We start from the raw sequence: 22,521 nt of genomic DNA, 5'->3' as shown, positions 1-22,521 counted from the left end.
CATCCTGCGACCCGGCGCGCGCCCTTTCCGCAGGTCCCGCCAATCGGCTCCCCCTTTACCGCACGATAACGACCATGACCCGATCGAACCGTCGTGACTTCCTGCGCGTCGCCGCCGGCACTGCCGGCGCCGCCGCACTGAACCTGTTTCCGCCCGTGATCCGCGATGCGCTCGCGATTCCCGCGAACCGCCGCACCGGCACGATCCGCGACATCGAACACATCGTGATCCTGATGCAGGAGAACCGTTCGTTCGACCACTACTTCGGCACGATGCGCGGTGTCCGCGGCTTCGGTGACCCGCGCCCGCTGCGCCTCGCGAACGGCAAGTCGGTGTTTCACCAGCCGGTCGGCCCGGCCGAACTGCTGCCGTTCCACCCGGGCGCCGACAAGCTCGGCCTGCAGTTCCTGCAGGACCTGCCGCACGGCTGGCAGGACATGCATGCCGCGTGGAACAAGGGCCGCTATGACCAGTGGGTGCCGAACAAGGGCACCACGACGATGGCGCACCTGAAGCGCGACGACATCCCGTTCCACTACCAGCTCGCCGATGCGTTCACGATCTGCGACGCATACCACTGCGCGATCCCGAGCTCGACCGACCCGAACCGCTACTACATGTGGACGGGCTACGTCGGCAACGACGGCACGGGCGGCGGCCCGGTGCTCGGCAACGAGGAAGCGGGCTACGGCTGGACGACCTATCCGGAAGTGCTGGAGAACGCCGGCGTGTCGTGGAAAATCTACCAGGACGTCGGCACCGGCCTGAACGCCGCCGGCTCGTGGGGCTGGACGCAGAATCCGTACATCGGCAACTACGGCGACAACTCGCTGCTCTACTTCAACCAGTACCGCACCGCGCTGCCCGGCACGCCGCTGTACGACAAGGCGCGCACCGGCACCAACATCAGCGCGGGCGGCACGCTGTTCGACGTGCTGCAGCAGGACGTGAAGAACGGCACGCTGCCGCAGGTGTCGTGGATCTGCGCGCCGGAGGCGTATTCCGAGCACCCGAACTGGCCCGCGAACTACGGCGCGTGGTACATCGAGCAGGTGCTGCAGGCGCTCGTGTCGAATCCGGAAGTGTGGAGCAAGACCGCGCTCTTCATCACGTACGACGAAAACGACGGCTTCTTCGATCACGTGCCGCCGCCGTTCGCACCGCAATCGCGCGACAACGGGCTGTCGACGGTCGCGACGACCAACGAGGTGTTCCCGGGCGACGCGTCGCACATGGCCGGCCCGTACGGGCTCGGGCCGCGCGTACCGATGCTCGTCGTGTCGCCGTGGACGAAGGGCGGCTGGGTCTGCTCGCAGACCTTCGATCACACGTCGCTGCTTCAATTCATCGAAGCCCGCTTCGGCGCGCAGTACCCGGTCAAGGCCGGCAACATCTCGCCGTGGCGCCGCACGGTGTGCGGCGACCTGACCTCCGCGTTCAACTTCGCGACGGCGGACGCCGGCTGGCCGACACTGCCGGACACGAGCGGCTACGCGCCGCCCGACCGCCTGCGCCACCCCGACTACATCCCGGTGCCGCCGCTGCTGCAGAAGCTGCCGAAACAGGAGGCCGGGCTGCGGCCGGCGCGCGCGCTGCCGTACGAGCTGTTCGCGCACGGCCGCGTCGAATCGGTGAACGGCCTGTTCCGGCTGACCTTCGCGAACACCGGCCAGGCAGGCGCGTCGTTCCAGGTGCAGTCGCGCAACCGCCTCGACGGCCCGTGGACGTACACGGTCGAAGCCGGCAAGCGGATCGACGACACGTGGAGTGCCGCGGCGTCGCTCGGCCTGTACGACCTCGACGTGTACGGCCCGAACGGCTTCTACTGCCATTTCCGCGGCCCGTTCGCAACCGGTGTCGGCAGCGCGAACGTGAACCCCGAGGTGATCTACGGCTACGACGTCGCGAACGGCAACATCACGCTGCGCCTGATGAACCGCGGCCACAAGTCCGTGCGGCTCAAGGTCACGAACGCGTACGGCCACGGCCGCTCGCGCACGTTCGACCTCGCGCCGGGCGCGCACGTCGACGACTACTGGGACCTGCGCGGCAGCCACGGCTGGTACGACCTGACCGTCAGCGACGGTCGGCTGCTCGGCTTCCTGCGCCGCTTCGCGGGCCACGTCGAGACGGGCCGCCCGAGCACCAGCGATCCGCTGATCCGCACGCACGCGTCGCACGACGACGCCGAAGCCGCATCGGACGCACTGTCCGACTGACGGTATCGCTTGCGCGGCGTGGCCCCGGCGGGCCGCGCCGCGCTTTTGCCCCGCCCCCCTCCTTCCCCCTCTTCGCCCGTTCAGTCTGCGACGGGAAACTCCCGATACCGGCGGCCCGCCCACGCGCGGAAGCTATGCGCAAATCCTCACCGAATGCGCGGCAAATTGCCAAGACCCGGGCATATCGGCGACCTATATATCGAGGCGATCGGGGCTCCTCGCGGAGCCTGACGGGAGATCCTTCCGAGGATCATGACGCCGACCTCCCCGCCCGATTCCGAGAAGCGGTCGAACCGCCCGCCCGTCGCACGCGCCCGGCCCGCCCGGACGCGCGCGGTACCCACTCGCAGGTGTCGAACAAGAGGAACAACATGAAATTCCGTCATTCCCTGCTGTCGGTGTCGATTGCATCCGCGCTTGCCCTCCTCTCGCAACAGGCCGCCCTGGCGGCCGACACGACCGACGTGAAGGTCGGGTTCGCCGCGCCGCTCACCGGCGTGAACGCCGGCTACGGCAAGGACCTGCAGAACGGCGTACAGCTCGCGCTCGACGATGCTGCCGCGCAGAAGGTGCAGATCGCCGGCAAGCCCGCGCACTTCAATCTCGTCGTGCAGGACGACCAGGCCGACCCGCGCATCGGCGTGCAGGCCGCGCAGGCGCTGGTCGACCAGAACGTGTCGGTCGTGGTCGGTCACTTCAACTCGGGGACGACGATTCCGGCGTCGGTCGTCTACGACAAGGCCGGCATTCCGGTGATCGACCCGGCCGCGACCAACCCGACGCTCACGTCGCGCGGGCTCGCGAACATGTTCATGGTGATCGCGACCGACGGCCAGAACGCCGGCAACGCCGGCAAGTACGCGGTCGACGTGACGAAGGCGAAGCGCATCGCGATCATCGACGACCGCACCGCGTTCGGCCAGGGCGAGGCCGACGAATTCGAGAAGGCTGTGAAGGCGGCCGGCGGCAACCTCATCGGCCGCGAGTTCACCAGCAACCAGGCGGTCGATTTCCGCGCGCAGATCACGAGCCTGAAGGGCAAGAACCCCGACCTGATCTTCTTCGGCGGTCTCGATTCGCTCGCCGCGAACTTCATCAAGCAGATGCGCCAGCTCGGGCTGAACGCGCAGTTCGTCGGCGGCGGCGGCGTGAAGGACAACGAGTTCATCAAGATCGCGGGCCCGGCCGCCGAGGGCGCGATGGCGTGGGAATACGGCCGGCCGCTCGACGAGCTGCCGCAGGGGAAGGATTTCGAACAGCGCTTCAAGAAGCGCTTCGGCGTCGACGTGCTGTCTTATGCGCAGTTCGGCTACGACGCGGCGTGGGCGGCGATCAAGGCGATGCAGGCGGCCGGCTCGACCGACCCGAAGGTCTATCGCCCGGCGCTCAAGAAGATCGACTTCGAAGGCGTGACCGGCCGCATCTCGTTCGCGAACGACGGTTCGCTGAAGAGCGGGATGTCGACGCTGTACCAGGTGAAGAACGGCGTGTGGAAGACGATCGTGACGAAGGGAGGCTGATCGGCGAGACAAGCGGCCGGCGGCGGACACGCCGCCTGGCCGCGCAGATCGATCAAGTTACATCGATCTCATATGACGACTGATGTTGATGCAATCCGGCCGGGGCCCGCGGCAACGCGAGCCCGGCGACGCGACGATCAGCTGGCCTCGGCCTCGGCCGCCTCGTGTGCGCGACGCAGCCGCTCGCGGCTGTTGGTGAGGTGCGTGCGCATCGCGGCACGCGCGGCTTCCGGGTCGTGGCGCGCGATCGCCTCGTAGATATCCTCGTGCTCGTGGTTCAGCCGGCCGACGTAGCGCTCGAGATCGTCGCCGGCAAAGCGCGCCGAATTCACGCGCGTGCGCGGAATGATCGACGTGCCGAGCTGCGTCATGATGTCGACGAAATAGCGGTTGCCGGTCGATTGCGCGATCTGCAGATGGAACTGGAAATCGAGCTGCGCGGTGTCGCGGCCGCCGCCCGCGCCCGTCGCGATCGCGTCGAGCGCACGGCGCAGCGCGGCGAGGTCGGTATCGTTCGCGCGCTGCGCGGCCAGGCTCGCGCACTCGCTCTCGAGGCTGATGCGCAGCTCCAGCACCGCGAGCACGTCGCGCAGCGTCGTGATCGTCGCGGGATCAATGCCGAGCGTCTGGCGGCGCGACGGCTCCAGCACGAAACTGCCGATGCCGTGGCGCGTCTCGACGAGGCCGCTCGCCTGCATCCGCGAGATCGCCTCGCGCACGACCGTGCGGCTCACGCCCTGCGCCGCCATGACTTCGGTTTCGGTCGGCAGCTTGTCGCCGGGGCGCAGTGTGCCGTTTTCGATCTGCGCGGTCAGCGCGTCGACGACGTCTTGCGCGAGACTGCGGGCGCGACGGCGCGGCGCGACGGGAAGCGTAGGCACGGACATGAGGCCGGTTCCTTTTTGAATGATCGTAATGTGAGCCGAGGGTTTACGCGGGGTTTGAGCGAAAGCCGATGATTCATTATACTTCGTCACAAGTCATCCGACGACTGATGATATCCGCACGGATCTCCTGTCGACTCAGGTCGGCTTTCCAGCACCGCCCGGTCCCGTGCGTTACGATCAGCCAGCGTTAGCGTTCTACGCTTCGCTGGTCCGGTTGTCGCTCCCACCCCGTTTCGGGTTGCGTCGACATGCGGGGCTTGCGCGCCACGCACGTCGGTTGTCGAATGATCGCACCTCCCGCCGCGCGCGGCAAAGCTTTTGCCGCACGGCATCGCCCACTCTTTCGCCATCGCCGCCCATGAACGCCGTCACTGCCTCGCCCTCCCACGACACGCCGCGCATCGTCGACCTGCAAGCGATTCCGGTCGCCGGCCACGACAGCATGCTGCTCAACCTGAGCGGCGCGCACGGTCCGTTCTTCACCCGCAACCTCGTGATCCTGAAGGACAGCGCAGGCCGGACCGGCGTCGGCGAAGTGCCGGGCGGCGAAAGCATCCGCCGTACGCTCGACGACGCGCGCGCGCTCGTCGTCGGCCAGCCGGTCGGCAATTACCACGCGGTGCTCAACGACGTGCGGCGCACCTTCGCCGACCGCGACGCGAGCGGCCGCGGGCTGCAGACCTTCGACCTGCGCACGACGATCCACGCGGTCACTGCACTCGAAGCCGCGCTGCTCGACCTGCTCGGCCAGCATCTCGGCGTGCCGGTCGCCGCGCTGCTCGGCGAAGGCCAGCAGCGCGAGCGGGTCGAAATGCTCGGCTACCTGTTCTACATCGGCGATCGCACGAAAACCACGCTCGCCTATCGCGACGGCAGCGGCGCGACCGACGACTGGACGCGTGTCCGCGACGAAGCCGCGCTGACGCCCGAAGCCGTCGTGCGGCTCGCCGAAGCGGCGCATGCGCGCTACGGCTTCAACGACTTCAAGCTGAAGGGCGGCGTGTTCGCGGGCGCGAGCGAGATCGAAGCCGTGACGGCGCTCGCCGAGCGCTTCCCCGACGCGCGCGTGACGCTCGACCCGAACGGCGCATGGTCGCTCGACGAGGCCGTACGGCTGTGCCGCGATCAGCATCACGTGCTCGCGTATGCGGAAGACCCGTGCGGGGCGGAGAACGGTTACTCGGGCCGCGAGGTGATGGCCGAATTCCGCCGCTCGACCGGGCTGCCGACGGCAACCAACATGATCGCGACCGACTGGCGGCAAATGGGCCACGCGGTGCAGTTGCAGGCCGTCGACATCCCGCTCGCCGACCCGCACTTCTGGACGATGCAGGGCTCGGTGCGCGTTGCGCAGATGTGCCGCGACTGGGGGCTCACGTGGGGTTCTCACTCGAACAACCACTTCGACGTGTCGCTCGCGATGTTCACGCACGTCGCGGCTGCCGCGCCCGGTCAGGTCACTGCAATCGACACGCACTGGATCTGGCAGGACGGAGAGCGGCTGACGCGCGAGCCGCTGAAGATCGAGAACGGGCTGGTGGAAGTACCGAAGCGGCCGGGGCTCGGCATCGACATCGACATGGATGCCGTCGCGGTCGCACACGAGCTGTACAAGCAGCACGGCCTCGGTGCCCGCGACGATGCGGCGGCCATGCAGTATCTGATTCCGGGCTGGACCTTCAACAACAAGCGCCCCTGCCTCGTGCGCTGAGCACGGGCAAACCGGGCGGTGCAGCCGCCCGGTTATCGCCGGCTGGCCGCATCCGGCCGGCCATACCCGGCCGACCGCACTAGCCGGCCGCGCCGATCCCCCGCGCCATTCCCGACGCGGCGAACACGATGACGATCACGAGCACGGCCTGCCAATGGCCGATCCGCACATAGGTGCGCGCACGGCCGAGATCGGGCATCTGCTGCCGCCGCGCGGCGCCCCGCCAGCGGATCAACCCCAGCATCGGCACGACCTCGAGCAGCAGGATCAGCACGAGCGCGGTCATCTTCAGATGAAAGAGCGGCTCGTGCAGGTAATACGCCGAGCCCTTCTCGAAACCGCCGAACGCGCGCATGAGGCCCGTCACGATCAGCACGAGCGCAGACAGCCCCCAGACCGCATCGGCCTTGAACACACCGGGCAGGTCGGCTGCCTGCGCCGACGCGATCAGCCGGCGCAATGCACGGTTACGCCCTGCAATCGCGGCAAACGCGACGCCGAACGCGCTCAGGTGAATGGCAGCCAGCAACCAGCGGATGATCATCGCGCCTCCTTGTCGCCCGCACCGGGTGCGCGGGCCCTGTCAGACGATCTGCTTGAGCGCCGCGTCGAGCGCGAGCACCGCGACGCGGTCGCCCTCGGTCGCAAGCGGCGCGCGCATCACGATCTGCCGGTTATGGCCGACGGCCGCCGGCGAATCCCACAGCAACACCACCTTCGGACGATTGAACAGGCTGCCGCGGCGCGGCGCCACGACCGCCGGCTGCGCGTCCGGCGCGCCATCGCCCGGAGCCGTAGCAGCCGTAGCAGCCGCAGCTGCCCGGCCAGGCCAGCGCACCGACAGTTCGCGCGCGTCGTACTGGCCGACCTTGCGGCTTTCCATCCAGACGATCGCGGTGCGCGTCAGCACGTCGAGTGAAATCGCGTACCGGCCGACCGCGAAGCGGCGGGCGGCCACGTTGGTGCGCCACAGCGGCCGCGGGCGGCAGATCCAGACGATCGCCGCGTAGAGCGCCGGCGCGGCGACGAGCCAGCCGTTGGTCGCCGTCACCGCATGCAGCGCGTGGCGCCAGCCGGCTACCCACGCGAACATGCCGACCGACCAGACCGCGAACAGGAAACCGATCAGCGCGAAGACGCGCAGCGCCTGGCGCAGCCATTGCGGCAGCGGATGGAACGGCCGCTCGGCACGCGCGGCGGCGCCCGGCAGCGCGAGCAGCAGGAAGATCAGCACCAGGTAGACGAACGCCCAGGGTGACGACACCATCGCCGACAGCGACGAGCGATAGCCCATCTGGGACATCGAGAACAGCCAGCGCGCGAGCAGCACGAGACCGATCGCGCGCAACGCGAAGATCACACCGGCGCCGGGAGCCGGCGCTGCGCGCGTGGTTTTCGTTCTCGCCAAGACTGCTCTCCTCTGGATATTCGTACAGGGCCGGATTTCACGGCACGGCCATTATAGGGACATTACCGTCTGGACAGACGGCAGGATGGCGTGCCGGGCCGCTTCGGGGGCCGTTCACGGCGCCGGGCGCGGCGAGAATACAACAGATCCGCGCCGCAGATGTGACAACGCCCCGCCGGAAAACCCGGACGGGGCGTCGATGACGGCCGCGCGCCGCAGCGCGGCAGCGGCCGGCAATCAGCCTGCGTTGACTTCGCGGAGCACCGTGCGGCGCTTCTGGCGCAGCAGTTCCTCGTAGCCCTTCACGTAGTTCTGCGCCATCACCTTCGACGAGAAGCGTGCTTCGAACGCGGCGCGGACCTTCTCGCGCGGCAGCGTGTCGAGGCGCTTGAGCGCGGCGACGGCCGACAGTTCGTCTTCGACGACGAAGCCCGACACGCCGTTGTCGATCACTTCCGGCACCGAGCCGCGCTTGAACGCGATCACCGGCGTGCCGCATGCCATCGCCTCGATCATCACCAGACCGAAGGGCTCCGGCCAGTCGATCGGGAACAGCAGCGCGTGTGCGTTGCCGAGGAATTCGGTCTTTTCCGACTCGCTGATTTCGCCGATGTACTCGACGTGCGGCAGCGCGAACAGCGGCTTGATCTTCTCTTCGTAGTACGCGCGGTCAGCCTTGTCGAGCTTCGCGGCGATCTTGATCGGCAGGCCGGCCTGTTCGGCGATGCGGATCGCCGTGTCGACGCGCTTCTCCGGCGAGATGCGGCCGAGGAACGCGAGGTAGCCCGGCTTCACGTTCGGGATCGGCGTCAGCAGGTTTTCCGGCAGGCCGTGATACACGGTCTGCAGCCAGTTCGCCTGCGGCAGCGGGATGCGCTGGTTGTCGGAGATCGACACGACCGGCACGTCGCTGAATGCGTTGAAGATCGGCTGCAGTTCCGGCAGGTCGAGACGGCCGTGCATCGTCGTCAGATGCGGGACCGGCTGGCGCGAGAACAGCGAGAACGGGTAGTAGTCGATGTGGCAGTGCAGGACATCGAACTCTTCCGCGCGGCGGCGCACCTGCTCGAGGAGCAGCATGTGCGGGGCCATCACGTCGCGGATCGTCGGGTCGAGGCGCAGCGCCTGCGGCCAGCACGCTTCGAGCTTCGCGGAGGTTTGCGAATCGCCGCTCGCGAAGAGCGTGACGTCATGCCCCATCTCGACAAGTGCTTCGGTGAGGTAGGACACCACTCGCTCGGTACCGCCGTACAGTTTCGGGGGCACCGCTTCATGCAACGGAGCGATTTGGGCGATTCGCATGCGTAACTCCTAAAAAATCGGCTAAAAACCAGGTATGGGTCGGCAACCTGCCGGCGGTCCGGGCTGGAAGCATCTCGTCCGACAATCAGACGAATCAGCCTGCCGGGGGCGTCGAACCCGCGCTGCTCAAGGAGCGTCGGCGACGCGACAGGCATAGAACGTTTGAAACGAAGACCCGTTGACAGGGGTTCGTAAAAAAACCTGGAATCGAACCCGGAGCCGATTATCTAGGGTTAATCCTGATACGGCGCACAACATTTCAAACACTTTACTTTGTTACAAAGGTGCAACACTTTGCAACCCGCGGACTTGGGTGTCCGTTCTAGAGTGGAAGGCCCTTTTGGCGATCCAGGTCATCCGTGGCTGCCGGCAGCGTGATTCCGGCGCATGAGGCAGGACGGGATGCCGGATTTTATCTCAAAATCGATCGCGAGCCCCTGGCCAAGGCAAGATTCGCGCAGCGCGACGCACGGCCTTGTTTACAATGCCGGATTATTCAGTCCGGGCGAACGCCGACATGCGATCCGGCCGCAACGCTCAATCACCGAATCACCGCACGCATATTTTGGAATCTCTCACCCCTGCCCAGCGCAACGCCCACAACGCGAAGCTGTCGAGCTACGCGCACCGGCCGATCGCGTTCCTGTTCCGCTACATCCGCCTCCACCCCGTTGCCCACCTGGTCGTGCTCTGCAGCGTGCTGGCTGCCGTCGGCTGCGCGCTCGGCTCGCAATACGCGATCAAGCACCTGATCGACGTACTCGCGACCGGTCGCCATCACCCAGGCCCGCTGTGGAGCGCATTCGCGCTGCTCGTCGGGCTGATCGCGGCCGACAACCTGCTGTGGCGCGTCGGCGGCTGGGCCGCCGCGCACACGTTCGTCGCGGTCACCGGCGACCTGCGGCGCGACCTGTTCCAGTACCTGATCGGCCATTCGCCGACGTATTACTCGGAGAAGCAGCCGGGCACCCTCGCGAGCCGTATCACGGCCACGTCGAATGCGGTCTACACGTCGGAGAACACGATGGCGTGGAACGTGCTGCCACCGTGCATCGCGGTGATGGGCGCGATCCTGATGATCATCGTCGTCAATCCGCTGATGGCGGCCGGCCTGCTCGGCTGTTCGGCCGTGCTGTCCATCATCCTGTTCAAGCTCGCCGGACGCGGCTCGGCCCGCCACCATGCGTTCGCGACCAAGGCCGCGGCGGTCGACGGCGAGCTCGTCGACGTGATCGGCAACATGGGCCTCGTGCGTGCGTTCGGGATGACGCTGCGCGAGCAGAAGCGCTTCGGCGCAACGGTCAAGGCCGAGATGGACGCACGCCAGCAAAGCCTGTTCTATCTCGAAAAGCTGCGGCTGCTGCACGCGGTGATCACCGCGATGCTGTCCGCCGGCCTGCTCGGCTGGGCGCTGTGGCTGTGGGACCAGGGCCGCGCGACGTCGGGCGACATCGTGCTCGTCAGCTCGCTCGGCTTCACGATCCTGCACGGCACGCGCGACCTCGCGGTTGCGCTCGTCGACGTCACGCAGCACATCGCGCGCCTGTCCGAGGCCGTGAAGACGCTGCTCGAACCGCACGGGATGCCGGACCGCTCCGACGCGCAACCGCTGTCGGCCAAGGGCGGCCGCGTCGACTTCGAGCGCGTGACGTTCGCGTATCCGCACCGCCGCGCGATCCTCGATCACTTCGACCTCCATATCGAGCCGGGCCAGCGCGTCGGCCTGATCGGCAAGTCGGGCGCCGGCAAGTCGACCGTGCTCGCGCTGCTGCAGCGCTTCTACGACACGCAGGACGGCGTCGTGAAGGTCGACGGCCAGGACGTGAAGACGATCACGCAGGACAGCCTGCGCCACGCGATCGCGCTCGTGCCGCAGGACATCTCGCTGCTGCACCGGACGGTCTACGACAACATCGCGTACGGCCGCCCCGAAGCGACCCGCGACGAAGTGCTCGCCGCCGCGCGCGACGCACGCTGCGCGGAGTTCATCGAGGCGATGCCGGAAGGCTATGACACGATCGTCGGCGACCGCGGCGTCAAGCTGTCGGGCGGCCAGCGCCAGCGCATCGCGATCGCGCGCGCGATCCTGAAGGATGCGCCGATCCTGCTGCTCGACGAAGCGACGTCGGCGCTCGACAGCGCGTCCGAGGAAGCAATCCAGAGCGCGCTCGACCGCCTGATGGTCGGCCGCACGGTGATCGCGATCGCGCACCGCCTGTCGACGCTGCGCAACTTCGACCGGATCATCGTGATGAGCAACGGCAAGGTGATCGACGACGGCCCGCCCGACGTGCTGCGCAGCCGCCCCGGCCTGTACCGCGACCTGCTCGCGAAGCAGCACGGCCGCCACCACGCCGCGCCCGACGGCGGTGCACCGACCGGCGAACGCGTGGCCTGACGCGCCGGCCTCCGCCCGACAAAAAAGCCGCAGTGCTTCACGCACTGCGGCTTTTTTCATGGCACCGGAAGCAGCCGGTCAGACGTGCTGCAGATCGCGCAGGAAATTGTCGCGCCACACCGACACGTTGTTCTCGCGCAGCTGCGCGATCATGTCCGCGTAGCGCGTGCGCCGCTCGGCGAGCGGCATCGTCAGCGCCTGCGACAGCGCATCGGCCATCCCGTCGATATCGATCGGATTGACGATCAGCGCGCCCGTCAGCTCGCGCGCGGCACCCGCGAAACGCGACAGCACGAGCACGCCCGGATCGTCCGGATTCTGCGCGGACACATATTCCTTCGCGACGAGGTTCATCCCGTCGCGCAGCGGCGTCACGAAGCCCACGCGCGCGAGCCGGTACAGCGCGGCGAGCACCTGGCGGTCGTACTGGCGGTGAATGTAGAGGATCGGCGCCCAGTCGAGCTCCGCGTAGCGGCCGTTGATGCGCCCCGACTCCGCTTCGAGCTGCAGGCGGATGTCCTGGTACGCGCGCAGGTCCGCACGCGTCGACGGCGCGATCTGCAGGAACGACACGCGGTTGCGGATCGACGCTTGGTGCTCGAGCAGCTTCTCGAATGCGCGGAAGCGCTCGACGAGCCCCTTCGAATAATCGAGCCGGTCGACACTCATGATCAGTTGCCGGCCGCGCAGCGACGTCGCGAGCGTGCGCACCGCCTTGCCGTGCTCACCCGCCTGCGCGAGCGACGCGATCTCGTCCGGATACACGCCGATCGGATAGGCGGCCGCGCGCAGCGTCTGCCCGAACGCGCGCACGCTCACCGTCTGCCCGTCGCGCTCGACCTCGCCGCCCGCTTCGAACTCGACGTAGTCGCAGAACGCGCGCAGGTCGGGCTCGGTCTGGAAGCCCAGCAGATCGAACGCGCACAGCGACTCGACGAGTTCGCGGTGCGGCGGCACGTTGACGAGTACCTGCGCAGCCGGAAACGGGATGTGCAGGAAGAAGCCAATGCGGTTCTTCACGCCGGCGTCGCGCAGCGCGCGCGCGAACGGGATCAGGTGATAGTCGTGCACCCAGATCACGTCGTCGTCCTGCAGCAGCGGCACGAGCTGCTGCGCGAGCCAGACGTTCACGCGGCGGTAGCCGTCGAATTCGTGGCGGTCGTACTGGATCAGGTCCGCGCGGTAATGGAACGCCGGCCACAGCGTCGCATTCGAGAAACCGCGGTAGTACTGGTCGTAATCGCGGCGCGACAGCCCGACGGTCGCGAACGTCACGGGCCCGCGTTCCTCGATGCGGATCTGCGGTTGCGGCGCGCCGGACGCGACGACTTCGCCGCTCCAGCCGAACCACATGCCGCCCGTTTCCTTCAGTGCGTCGTAGACGCCGATCGCAAGGCCGCCCGCCGCCGGTTCGCCTTCCGAAATCGGCGCGACGCGGTTTGAAACGATGATGAGCCGGCTCATGCGTGCGGTTGCCCCGTACCGAGCCAGCACGCAATCTGCTCATGCAGCGCGTCGACCGAATCGAGCCGCATGCGGGCCGATGTCTCGCCCGCGCCGACCTTGATCGACAGGCCGCCGCGCGCATTGACCACCGCGAAGCCCTTCTCGTCGGTCAGGTCGTCGCCCGCGAACAGCGGCACGCGGCCCGCGAACGGCGGCTCGTCGAGGAACGCGGCCAGCGCGCGCCCCTTGTCGACGCCCTTCGGCTTGATTTCGAACACCATCTTGCCGGGCTGCAGCACGTACGCATCGGCATAGTCGGCGACGAGGCGCTCGGCCGCTTCGCGCGCCACCGCTTCGCGCTCGGGCGCATTGCGGAAGTGCAGCGCGACGGCCGCGCCCTTGATTTCGAGCAGCATGCCAGGATGGCGATCGACGACGCCCGCGAGTTCGCGCTCGATGCGCAGCAGGCGTTCGTCGTTGAAGCCGATGCGCTGCGTGTCGCCGTTCGCATCGCGGCGCTCCGCGCCGTGCAGGCCGGCAATCGGCAGGCCGGGCATCTTCAGGAACGTGTCGAGATTGTCGATACCGCGCCCCGACACGATCGCGACCGCGCCGTGCGAGCGGCGGCGCAGCTCGTCGAGCAGCGCCAGCAGCGACGGCGGAACGTGAATGCTGTCGGGGGTCGGCGCCAGTTCGACGAGCGTGCCGTCGAAGTCGAAGAAGAACGCGGTATCGGTCAGGGACAGGGAAGCCGGAACGGATTGCATCGATTCGATAGTCTGAGGGTCGGCCGGCAAACGCAGGCCGCCGCTGCGCGAATGGAATTGTGCGCATCTTACCGCGCCTGCGCACCGAGATGGGCGAAACCGGCATATCGCCAGCCGCACGCGGCTCGTCGCGTCAACTGCGACATATTGCCCCGCTCGCCCGCCCCGTACGGGTTTCGAAAGGACGCGAGCGCGCGAATTGCGCTACAGTCGCAACCGCCTGCCGCGCGACGCATGGCATCGCGCCGGCCGGTCACCCTTTCGTCCGATCGAGCCCCAGGATGTCGTCTGCCCGTCCCGCGCCGCACCGGCGCTTCTCCCGTCTCATCCGCACGGCCGCGGCCCTTGCCGCCGCCGTGGCGCTCGCCGCCTGCTCGCACGACGAGCCGCGCTGGAACCTGACCAACGTCACCGGCCACCTGCCCGACCTGTCGTTCACGCTGACGGGCGGCGACGGCCACCCCGTCGACGCTGATGCGTTCCATGGCCGCGTCGCGCTCGTCTATTTCGGTTACACGCATTGCCCCGACGTCTGCCCCGAAACGATGGCGCGGCTGATGGAGGTGCTTGGCAAGCTTGGCCCGAAGGCCAATGACGTGCGCATCCTGTTCGTTTCGGTCGATCCCGCGCGCGACACGCCGCAGGCGATGCAGTCGTACGTCGCCGCGTTCGACGCCGCGCATGCGCGCGGCCTGACCGGCACCGACGGCCAGATCGAATCGCTCGCGAAACGCTATCGCGTCGCGTACCAGATGGAAAAACGCGATCCGTCCGGCGGCTACGAAGTCACGCACAGCTCCGCCGTCTACATCTTCGACGCAACCGGCCGCGCGCGCCTGCTCGCGACCGATCGCGATTCGCCCGACGCCATCGCCGCCGATGTGCGCCGGATCATCGACACCGCTTCCACGACCTGAATTCCGACATGAACACGAAGACAACCCTCAAGACGCTTGCCCTCCTCGCCGCGCTGTGCGCCGGCGCTCACGCCTACGCCGCCAGCGCGATCACCGCGCAGAACGCGTGGGTGCGCTGGCTGCCGAACAAGCTGCCCGCGGGCGGCTACGTGACGCTCGTGAACACCGGCGACAAGCCGGTCGATCTCGTCGACGTCGACAGCCCCGACTACGGGATGGCGATGCTGCACCAGACCGTCTCGAACGGCTCGACGCAGAAGATGGAAATGGTCGACAAGCTGACGATCCCCGCACGCGGCAAGGTCGACATCGCACCGGGCGGCTATCACTTCATGCTCGAGGAGCCGAAACACGCGATCAAGCCGGGCGACACCGTGCACCTGCGCCTGAAATTCTCCGACGGTGAGACGGTCGACGCACCGTTCGCCGTGAAGTCGCCGGCCCAGACGAAGTGATCCGCGCGCGATGAACCTCCTGTACTGGCTCGATCCGTGGGAACCGTCGCCGACAGTCGTCATCGCGGTGCTGACCGCCGCCGTGCTGTTCGCGCGCGGCGTGAAGAAGGCGAAGGTGTCGCCGCTGCGGCAGTTCTCGTTCTGGTTCGGGCTGACGGCGCTCTACATCGCGCTACATACGCGGCTCGACTATTTCTTCGAGCACGAATTCTTCATGCACCGCGCGCAGCATCTCGTGCTGCACCACCTCGGGCCGTTCTTCATCGCGCTGTCGTATCCGGGCGCGGCGATCCGCGCGGGGATCCCGTTCAGCTGGCGGCAGCGCTTCGTGCGCCCGGCGCTCGCGTGGGCGCCCGTGCGCGCGACGCTCGACGTGGTATTCCATCCCGTCGTCGCGGTCGTGCTGTTCGTCGGGCTGATCTATTTCTGGCTGCTGTCGCCGATCCACTTCGTCGCGATGCTCGACTGGCGTCTGTATCGCGTGATGAACTGGAGCATGGTGATCGACGGGCTGCTGTTCTGGTGGCTCGTCGTCGATCCCCGTCCCGCGCCGCCCGCGCGGCTGTCGCCCGGCCGCCGGATCCTGATCGTCGTCGCGGCGATCCCGCCGCAGATCGCACTCGGTGCGCTGATCTTCTTCACGCCGCACGAGCTGTATCCGATCTACTCGATCTGCGGCCGTGCGTTCACGTGGCTGAGCCCGCTGCGCGATCAGCAGATCGGCGGCCTGCTGCTGTGGATTCCCGGCTCGATGATGAGCGTGATCGGCGCGCTGATCGCGCTGCGGCACTGGCTGCGGCTGTCCGCGCGCGGGCGCCTGATCAGCGAACGGGTCGCGCCGCGCGTGGACGACGCACCGGTCGCACGCACCGCGCACTGACTGCCGCGCGGCGCGGCGCGCGTCATGCGCGCGCGCTGCTCATCCACACGTGCGGGATGCCGTCCTCGTCGTGCACGTCCGAACTCGGCGTGAAGCCGAATGCCCCGTAGAAACGCTGCAAGTGAGCCTGCGCATGCAGGCTCACCGGCGTATCCGGCCACTGCGCACGGATATGTTCGAGCGCACGCGACAGCAGCCCGTTGCCGAGGCCCGCGCCGCGGAATGCAGCGGTCGTCAGCACCCGGCCGATACGCACGTCGGTGTGCTGCGCGTCGGGCAGCAACACGCGCAGATAGCCGGCCAGGCGGCCGGCCGGATCGAACGCGGCCAGGTGCCACGCGGTCTGGTCCACATCGTCGATGTCGCGATACACGCAGTTCTGCTCGACGACGAACACGGCGCTGCGTGCTTCGAGGATCGAATAGACTTCGCGCGCCGTCAGCGCGTCGAAGGATTTCCAGCGCCAGTCGAGATCGGCGGCGCTCGGGGATGCGGCGGATGCGGATGCGTTCATGTACGGTCCTGATTCGGGCGCGCCGGCCGGCGCGCGGCAACCGTCGATTATGCCTCGAAGCGCACTTCGCGCGCGACCGGCTGCCGGCGCGCGAAAAAAAGGCCCCGCATCGCGCGGGGCCTGTTGGTCATGCTTTCATGCCGTCATGCGTCATGCAGGCATCTGGCCGAAGCGGCCGCTGTTGAAGTCCTCGACTGCGGTACGGATCTCCGCTTGCGAGTTCATCACGAACGGGCCGTAACCGACAACCGGTTCGTCGATCGGCTCGCCGCTCAGGATCAGCAGCTTCGCGTCGCCGTTCGCTTCAATCTCGACGTCGCTGCCGTCGCGACCCAACTGCACGAACTGCGCTTCGCGGGCCACCGTCTCGCCGTTCACCTGCACGGTGCCGCTCAGCACGACCACCGCGAGCGTACGCCCTTCGGCAACCGGGAATCGCGCATGGCCGCCTGCCACGAGCCGCACGTCCCACACGTCGATCGGCGTGTGCGTGCGGGCCGGGCCGCGCCGCCCGTCGAGCTCACCGGCGATGATCCGCGCACGCCCCGCGCCGTCCGGCAGCTCGACCACCGGAATATCGGCGTTCAGCAGCGTCTGGTAGCCGGGCGCGCCCATCTTGTCCGCGGCGGGCAGGTTCACCCACAGCTGCACCATCTCGAGCGCTCCGCCCCGCTTCGTGAACCCTTCCGAGTGAAATTCCTCGTGCAGGATCCCGCTCGCGGCCGTCATCCACTGCACGTCGCCCGGGCCGATCACGCCGCCCGCGCCGGTCGAGTCGCGGTGCGCGACTTCGCCGTCATAGACGATCGTCACCGTTTCGAACCCGCGGTGCGGATGCTGGCCGACACCGCGCGGCGCGGTGGCCGGCTCGAACGTCGCGGGGCCTGCGTAATCGAGCAGCAGGAACGGGCTCAGGTGCGTGCCGTGAGACTGATAGCTGAACATCGAACGCACCGGGAAACCGTCGCCGACCCAATGGCCGCGCGGCGCACTGTACACACCCTGGATCTTCTTCATTGCCCTTCTCCATATTGCGGCGAAACACGTGTTTCGCATCCATGAGTAGCAATATAGAGATGGAACGATCGATCCGGTAGACTGCCAAAATCGCACTCAGCGTTCCATTTCATGAACGATAAAGAGCGGGATCTGAACGATCTCTACTACTTCGTGCAGGTCGTCGAACACGGCGGCTTCGCGCCGGCCGGGCGTGCGCTGGACATGCCGAAATCGAAGCTGAGCCGCCGCATCGCGCTGCTCGAGGCTCGACTCGGGATGCGGCTGATCCAGCGCTCGACGCGCCGCTTCACGGTCACCGACGTCGGCCAGACGTACTACGCGCATTGCCGCGCGATGCTCGTCGAGGCCGATGCGGCCGACGAGGCGATCGCGCTGCTGCACGAGGAGCCGCGCGGCATCGTGCGTGTCAGCTGCCCGATCGTGCTGCTCGATTCGCTGGTCGGCACGATGATCGCCGCGTTCATGGCCGCGTGCCCGCGGGTCGAGATCCACCTGGAAGCGACCAACCGGCGCGTCGACGTGGTCGGCGAAGGGATCGACGTCGCGATCCGCGTGCGCCCGCCGCCGCTCGAAGACAGCGATCTCGCGCTGCGCGTGCTCGCCGAGCGCGGCCAGTGCCTCGTCGCGAGCCCCGCGCTGCTGAACGAGCACGGCGCGCCGGCCGTTCCCGCCGATCTCGCGCGCCTGCCGAGCCTCGATCACGGCGTGCCGCAGTCCGCGCACGTGTGGCGGCTGCGCGGGCCCGACGGCGCCCAGGCGGAGATCCATCACCAGCCGCGCTTCGTGACGGGCGGCATGCTCGCGCTGCGCGCGGCGGCCGTCGCCGGTGTCGGCGTCGTGCAGTTGCCGACGATGATGGTGCGCGACGAAGTCGCCCGCGGTGAACTGGTCACGGTGTTGCCGGACTGGGCGCCGCGCCGCGAAATCGTGCACGCCGTATTTGCGTCGCGCCGCGGGCTGCTGCCTGCGGTGCGCGCGCTGCTCGATTTCCTGGCGGAGCGGTTTGCCGAACTCGAACCCGACTGAGCGCGCCGCGTCACGCGCAACCGGGCGCTGCAGACCGCGCGCGCGTGCCGTAGACTGCGGTACGCGCAGTGCGCTTTTTCACAACCCCTATCGCTTTCCCGCCATGTTCACGCTGTCCAACGACTCCTCCGCCTCCAAGGCCGATCAATACGCGACGCTCGTCGAGCAGGCACGCGCACTCGTCGAATCCGAACCCGACCTGACCGCGAATGCGGCAAATTTCTCCGCACTCGTCTATCACTCGCTCGATCGCCTGAACTGGGCCGGCTTCTACTTCTTCGACGGTACCGAGCTCGTGGTCGGGCCGTTCCAGGGCAAGCCCGCGTGCGTACGCATCGCGCTCGGCAAGGGCGTGTGCGGCACGGCCGCGCAGACGCGCGAGACGCAGGTCGTGCGCGACGTCCACGACTTCCCCGGCCACATCGCCTGCGACGCGGCGTCGGAATCGGAAATCGTCGTGCCGCTGGTGGCCGGCGACGGCACGCTGATCGGCGTGTGGGACGTCGACAGCCCGGTCGCCGCGCGTTTCGACGACGAAGACCGCAAGGGCATGGAAGCGCTGTGCCGCGTGTTCATCGAACACGCGTGGCAGAAGGCACGCGGTTAAGCGGCCATTGCGCGTCGCGCAGCCGCATGCTGCGCGCCCGCAAACGAAACGGGCCCCGCAAAGGGGCCCGTTCCATTGCAACGCTGTGGCGCACTGCCGGCGTCAGGCCGCGTGCGTGCCGGAAAGCGCGGCGAACGCCTGCGGCTTCGCATCCTCGGTCAGCACCTCGAAGCCCGTTTCCGTCACCACGACCATGTGCTCCCATTGCGCGGACAGCGAATGGTCCTTCGTGACGACCGTCCAGCCGTCGGCCAGCACGCGCGTGTCGCGTTTGCCCGCATTGAGCATCGGCTCGATCGTGAAGATCATCCCCGGTCGCAGCGGCACGCCGGTGCCCGGGCGGCCGTAGTGCAGCACCTGCGGCTCGTCGTGATAGACGTCGCCGATGCCGTGCCCGCAGTACTCGCGCACCACGCTGAACCCTTCGCGATGCGCGACCTGCTGGATCGCGTAGCCCACATCGCCCAGCGTCGCGCCCGGACGCACCGCGCGGATGCCCGCGTGCATCGCCTCGTAGGTCGCCGCGACGAGCCGCCGCGCGAGTTCGTTCGGCTCGCCGACGAAATACATGCGGCTCGTATCGCCGAACCAGCCGTCCTTGATCACCGCGATGTCGAGGTTCACGATATCGCCGTCGCGCATCGGCCGCGACGTCGGAATGCCGTGGCAAACCACGTGGTTGACCGACGTGCACAGCGTCTTCGGATAGCCGTGGTAACCGATGTTCGCCGGGATCGCACCGAGTACGTCGACGATGTATTCGCGGCAGAGTGCGTCCAGCTCGTCGGTGGTGACACCCGGCTTCACGTGCTCGGTGATCATCGTCAGCACCTGCGATGCAAGCTTCGCGGCCTCGCGCGACTTGGCGATTTCCGCGGCACCGCGGATCGGAATTTCTCGCTTCGCCATTACGCCACCTGCTCGATGTGCTGCACGACCGGTTCAGCCGGCCCCACGTCGCCGCCCCGCGCTTCGGCCTCGATCAACATCTTGCAGATCTCGCCGTAAGACAGCGCCGGGTTGAGTTCCGCCAGCATCCCGACACGCAGCCAGTGTTCGGCCTGCGCGTTGATCGAACGGCTCAGCGCCGTGCTCGTCGAGCGCAGCCGTTCATGCATGTGCTCGGAAATCTTGATGATACCCATATATCCCCAATTAAACGAAACGTAGCTGTTTCGTATATTACGCTGCGTACGCGTGCCGGGCAAGCCGTCCGATTCCGGCCTCCTCTTCGCCGGCCGCAGCAAATGCCGTTGACATCGAATTCCAATTTGCTGGAAAATAAATCCATCATGAAAGAAAGCACGATCACCACGGCCGACGACACCGGCATCAACGAGCGCATCGCCCGGCGCGTGCGCGACCTGCGCACCGTTCGAGGCTACACGCTCGACGCGCTGGCCGCGCGCTCCGGCGTCAGCCGTTCGATGATCTCGCTCATCGAACGCGCGTCGGCCAGCCCGACGGCCGTCGTGCTCGACAAGCTCGCGGCCGGGCTCGGCATATCGCTGGCCGGGCTGTTCGGCGGCGACCGAAACGATGCCCCCGCGCAGCCGCTCGCACGGCGCGCGCAGCAGGCCGAATGGCGCGACCCGGCGTCAGGCTACGTGCGGCGCAATCTCTCCCCGGCCGGCTGGCCGTCGCCGATCCAGCTCGTCGAGGTCGATTTCCCGCCCGGCGCGCGTGTCGCATACGACAGCGGCGGGCGCGAAAGCGCGCTGCACCAGCAGGTATGGGTCATCAGCGGCCGCGTCGACGTCACGTTCGGCGATGCGCTTCACGAACTTCACGAAGGCGACTGTCTGGCCATGCGGCTCGACCAGCCGCTGATCTTCAGCAACCCGTCGCCGCATCCCGCGCGCTATGTCGTCGTGATTTGCGATGCATCTGCCGCCACCGGCGTGCGAAAAGCGTGATGCGCACGGCGTGTGTGCAACCGGTTTAGATCCAACAGGAAGGAGCCCGTATGAATTCCCCGAAACAGCGCGACGACGTGCGCCTGATCGACTGCAGCGAGGCCGAGCATGCAGCGGCCATCCTCGAGATCCTGAACGACGCGATCGCGAACTCGACCGCGCTGTACGACTACCGGCCGCGCCCGCCGGAAGCGATGGTCGCGTGGTTCGCGACGAAGCGTGCGGGCGGCTTTCCGGTCATCGGCGCCGTCGACGAATCGGGCATGCTGCTCGGCTTCGCGAGCTGGGGCACGTTCCGTGCGTTCCCCGCGTTCAAGTACACGGTGGAACACAGCGTCTACGTGCGCGGTGACCAGCGCGGTCGCGGGCTCGGTGAACTGCTGCTGCGCGAAGTGGTCCGGCGCGCGCGCGAAGCGCAGGTGCACGTGCTGGTCGGCTGCATCGACGCGACCAATTCCGGGAGCATCGCGCTGCATGCGAAGCTGGGATTCGTGCACTCGGGCACGATCGCGGAGGCAGGATTCAAGTTCGGCCGCTGGCTCGATGCGGCGTTCTATCAGTTGAAGCTCGAGACGCCGATGCAGCCGGTGGATGGCTGATCAGGCGTCACCGCGAACCAGGCAGCACCACACGACCGACATGTCGTTCAAGCCTCGTTCGTCGAAAAGCAAGAAAGCCCGCTCGAAGCGGGCTTTTTTTATTCGGTACGCTACGACAGCATGCGCCTGGCAAGCCGCTGCCCGTCCCGCGAGAAGCCATGGCGCGCATAAAAGCGATGGGCATCCGGACGATGATCGCCACTCGTTACTTCCAGCTTCACGCATCCGCCATTCTCGAACCAGCGTTCCGCAGCCTCCATCAGTGCACCGCCGATCCCGCCTCCCCTGCAACGCTCGTCGACGACCATGCTCGTGATGCGCCCGAGATTCCCGCTCGCATGAAAGAGCGGGAGGATGTGCAGGCTGATACTGCCGACGACCTCGTCATCCGCAATCGCCACATAAATCCGGTCGTATGGACTGCCGGCCAACGCGTGCAGTTTTTCGTGAATCAGCGCGGGCGTCGTTTCATATCCCAACTGATGCAGCAGCGTCGCGATTGCAGCGCAGTCAGACAACCGCGCTTCCCTCATTTCGAGTTTCGGGGCATTCATTGAGATTCGCCTGGTAACGCTCGTCCGCTCTTTCGATTGCGGATCGCGGATAGACACGGCTTGAAGCCGCCGATGCAGCACAGCATCAGAAGTATGGGAAATGATGATGCGTCATCGATAACCTCGATGTGTCCGGCAGGCTTCGAAAGCACCGGCATCGCGCGATGCTACCGCATGCGCCCGCCGGCCGACCTGGCTGCCCTGCTCCGCAAAGCGGCGCAGAAAAAAGAAAAGCCCCGCCGAAGCGGGGCTTTTCTTTTCTTGCTGGAGGCGCGAGCCGGAGTCGAACCGGCCTAAACGGCTTTGCAGGCCGTCATTTTATTCACAAAATCAATATGTTGCTGCAATTGACCATCCACATTGACCGCTCTGCCG

General features: G+C 67.3%; 23 protein-coding genes. 12 read left to right on the top strand and 11 right to left on the bottom strand.

What is annotated here, in order from left to right; translation table 11 throughout:
- The first annotated feature begins 74 nt into the window (after positions 1–74).
- Both AC5LXK_RS05895 and AC5LXK_RS05890 read left to right on the top strand, forming a co-directional pair.
- Positions 75–2,219: a phosphocholine-specific phospholipase C gene (locus tag AC5LXK_RS05895; protein WP_493390728.1), complete on the top strand. Its 2,145-nt coding sequence runs from the start codon at positions 75–77 to the stop codon at positions 2,217–2,219.
- A 371-nt stretch (positions 2,220–2,590) separates the two neighbouring features.
- A complete protein-coding gene (locus AC5LXK_RS05890; RefSeq protein ID WP_493390727.1) occupies positions 2,591–3,739 on the top strand; it encodes a branched-chain amino acid ABC transporter substrate-binding protein in 1,149 nt (382 codons plus the stop codon).
- A 137-nt stretch (positions 3,740–3,876) separates the two neighbouring features.
- Here the strand turns inward: AC5LXK_RS05890 and AC5LXK_RS05885 are convergent, their stop codons facing one another.
- Entirely contained in the window at positions 3,877–4,626 is a 750-nt protein-coding gene (locus AC5LXK_RS05885) for a FadR/GntR family transcriptional regulator (protein WP_493390726.1), read from the bottom strand.
- A 358-nt stretch (positions 4,627–4,984) separates the two neighbouring features.
- Here AC5LXK_RS05885 and gudD point away from each other — a divergent pair, with 358 nt between their 5' ends.
- Positions 4,985–6,337 (top strand): glucarate dehydratase, encoded by a 1,353-nt coding sequence (gene gudD, locus AC5LXK_RS05880; protein WP_493390725.1) that lies wholly within the window; start codon positions 4,985–4,987, stop codon positions 6,335–6,337.
- A gap of 79 nt (positions 6,338–6,416) precedes the next feature.
- Here gudD and AC5LXK_RS05875 read toward each other — a convergent pair whose 3' ends face one another.
- From AC5LXK_RS05875 to AC5LXK_RS05865, 3 genes are all read right to left on the bottom strand, one after another.
- A complete protein-coding gene (locus AC5LXK_RS05875) occupies positions 6,417–6,881 on the bottom strand; it encodes a DUF2214 family protein (RefSeq protein ID WP_493390724.1) in 465 nt (154 codons plus the stop codon).
- A gap of 39 nt (positions 6,882–6,920) precedes the next feature.
- Positions 6,921–7,745, bottom strand: coding sequence for a hypothetical protein (locus tag AC5LXK_RS05870; protein ID WP_493390723.1), 825 nt, complete (start codon positions 7,743–7,745; stop codon positions 6,921–6,923).
- A gap of 237 nt (positions 7,746–7,982) precedes the next feature.
- Complete coding sequence (locus tag AC5LXK_RS05865; protein WP_493390722.1) at positions 7,983–9,047, bottom strand: glycosyltransferase family 4 protein; 1,065 nt, start codon at positions 9,045–9,047, stop codon at positions 7,983–7,985.
- A 565-nt stretch (positions 9,048–9,612) separates the two neighbouring features.
- On the opposite strand from AC5LXK_RS05865, the gene AC5LXK_RS05860 reads away from it, so the two are divergent.
- The gene (locus tag AC5LXK_RS05860) at positions 9,613–11,445 is read left to right on the top strand and encodes an ABC transporter ATP-binding protein (RefSeq protein ID WP_493390721.1); all 1,833 of its coding nucleotides are present in this window, start codon (positions 9,613–9,615) and stop codon (positions 11,443–11,445) included.
- 78 nt (positions 11,446–11,523) lie between these two features.
- Here AC5LXK_RS05860 and otsA read toward each other — a convergent pair whose 3' ends face one another.
- Positions 11,524–12,909: an alpha,alpha-trehalose-phosphate synthase (UDP-forming) gene (otsA, locus tag AC5LXK_RS05855; protein WP_493390720.1), complete on the bottom strand. Its 1,386-nt coding sequence runs from the start codon at positions 12,907–12,909 to the stop codon at positions 11,524–11,526.
- Positions 12,906–13,658 (bottom strand): trehalose-phosphatase, encoded by a 753-nt coding sequence (gene otsB, locus AC5LXK_RS05850; RefSeq protein WP_493390719.1) that lies wholly within the window; start codon positions 13,656–13,658, stop codon positions 12,906–12,908. Before otsB ends, otsA begins: the two co-directional genes overlap by 4 nt.
- 281 nt (positions 13,659–13,939) lie before the next feature.
- Between otsB and AC5LXK_RS05845 the strand changes: the two genes are divergently transcribed.
- The 3 genes from AC5LXK_RS05845 to AC5LXK_RS05835 are packed head-to-tail and all read left to right on the top strand — an operon-like array spanning position 13,940 to position 15,910.
- Positions 13,940–14,575 (top strand): SCO family protein, encoded by a 636-nt coding sequence (locus AC5LXK_RS05845; protein WP_493390718.1) that lies wholly within the window; start codon positions 13,940–13,942, stop codon positions 14,573–14,575.
- A gap of 8 nt (positions 14,576–14,583) precedes the next feature.
- Complete coding sequence (locus tag AC5LXK_RS05840) at positions 14,584–15,030, top strand: copper chaperone PCu(A)C (protein WP_493390717.1); 447 nt, start codon at positions 14,584–14,586, stop codon at positions 15,028–15,030.
- A 10-nt stretch (positions 15,031–15,040) separates the two neighbouring features.
- The gene (locus AC5LXK_RS05835; protein ID WP_493390716.1) at positions 15,041–15,910 is read left to right on the top strand and encodes a cytochrome c oxidase assembly protein; all 870 of its coding nucleotides are present in this window, start codon (positions 15,041–15,043) and stop codon (positions 15,908–15,910) included.
- A 22-nt stretch (positions 15,911–15,932) separates the two neighbouring features.
- On the opposite strand, the gene AC5LXK_RS05830 is transcribed toward AC5LXK_RS05835, so the two are convergent.
- On the bottom strand, positions 15,933–16,424 hold the full coding sequence (locus tag AC5LXK_RS05830; RefSeq protein ID WP_493390715.1) for a GNAT family N-acetyltransferase: 492 nt from the start codon (positions 16,422–16,424) through the stop codon (positions 15,933–15,935).
- 150 nt (positions 16,425–16,574) lie between these two features.
- A complete protein-coding gene (locus AC5LXK_RS05825) occupies positions 16,575–17,441 on the bottom strand; it encodes a pirin family protein (protein ID WP_493390714.1) in 867 nt (288 codons plus the stop codon).
- 111 nt (positions 17,442–17,552) lie between these two features.
- Here AC5LXK_RS05825 and AC5LXK_RS05820 point away from each other — a divergent pair, with 111 nt between their 5' ends.
- Positions 17,553–18,470, top strand: coding sequence for a LysR family transcriptional regulator (locus tag AC5LXK_RS05820; protein ID WP_493390713.1), 918 nt, complete (start codon positions 17,553–17,555; stop codon positions 18,468–18,470).
- 103 nt (positions 18,471–18,573) lie between these two features.
- Positions 18,574–19,077 carry a GAF domain-containing protein gene (locus AC5LXK_RS05815; RefSeq protein WP_493390712.1) on the top strand — a complete coding sequence of 168 codons (504 nt, stop codon included), beginning with the start codon at positions 18,574–18,576 and terminating at the stop codon, positions 19,075–19,077.
- Positions 19,078–19,179: 102 nt separating this feature from the next.
- On the opposite strand, the gene map is transcribed toward AC5LXK_RS05815, so the two are convergent.
- Both map and AC5LXK_RS05805 read right to left on the bottom strand, forming a co-directional pair.
- Positions 19,180–19,986: a type I methionyl aminopeptidase gene (gene map / locus AC5LXK_RS05810; RefSeq protein WP_493390711.1), complete on the bottom strand. Its 807-nt coding sequence runs from the start codon at positions 19,984–19,986 to the stop codon at positions 19,180–19,182.
- Positions 19,986–20,222 carry a ParD-like family protein gene (locus AC5LXK_RS05805; RefSeq protein ID WP_493390710.1) on the bottom strand — a complete coding sequence of 79 codons (237 nt, stop codon included), beginning with the start codon at positions 20,220–20,222 and terminating at the stop codon, positions 19,986–19,988. The genes map and AC5LXK_RS05805 overlap by 1 nt, the downstream gene beginning before the upstream one ends.
- 147 nt (positions 20,223–20,369) lie before the next feature.
- Here AC5LXK_RS05805 and AC5LXK_RS05800 point away from each other — a divergent pair, with 147 nt between their 5' ends.
- Entirely contained in the window at positions 20,370–20,993 is a 624-nt protein-coding gene (locus AC5LXK_RS05800) for a helix-turn-helix domain-containing protein (RefSeq protein ID WP_493390709.1), read from the top strand.
- A gap of 50 nt (positions 20,994–21,043) precedes the next feature.
- A complete protein-coding gene (locus AC5LXK_RS05795; RefSeq protein ID WP_493390708.1) occupies positions 21,044–21,592 on the top strand; it encodes a GNAT family N-acetyltransferase in 549 nt (182 codons plus the stop codon).
- Positions 21,593–21,702: 110 nt separating this feature from the next.
- Here the strand turns inward: AC5LXK_RS05795 and AC5LXK_RS05790 are convergent, their stop codons facing one another.
- The gene (locus tag AC5LXK_RS05790; protein WP_493390707.1) at positions 21,703–22,146 is read right to left on the bottom strand and encodes a GNAT family N-acetyltransferase; all 444 of its coding nucleotides are present in this window, start codon (positions 22,144–22,146) and stop codon (positions 21,703–21,705) included.
- A 72-nt stretch (positions 22,147–22,218) separates the two neighbouring features.
- Between AC5LXK_RS05790 and AC5LXK_RS05785 the strand changes: the two genes are divergently transcribed.
- The gene (locus AC5LXK_RS05785) at positions 22,219–22,443 is read left to right on the top strand and encodes a hypothetical protein (RefSeq protein WP_493390706.1); all 225 of its coding nucleotides are present in this window, start codon (positions 22,219–22,221) and stop codon (positions 22,441–22,443) included.
- The last annotated feature ends 78 nt before the right edge of the window (positions 22,444–22,521 follow it).

This window comes from Burkholderia pulmonis (genome assembly GCF_984667975.1).
The sequence above is the reverse complement of the archived record's forward strand: the minus strand, read 5'-3'. Positions and strand labels throughout refer to the sequence as shown.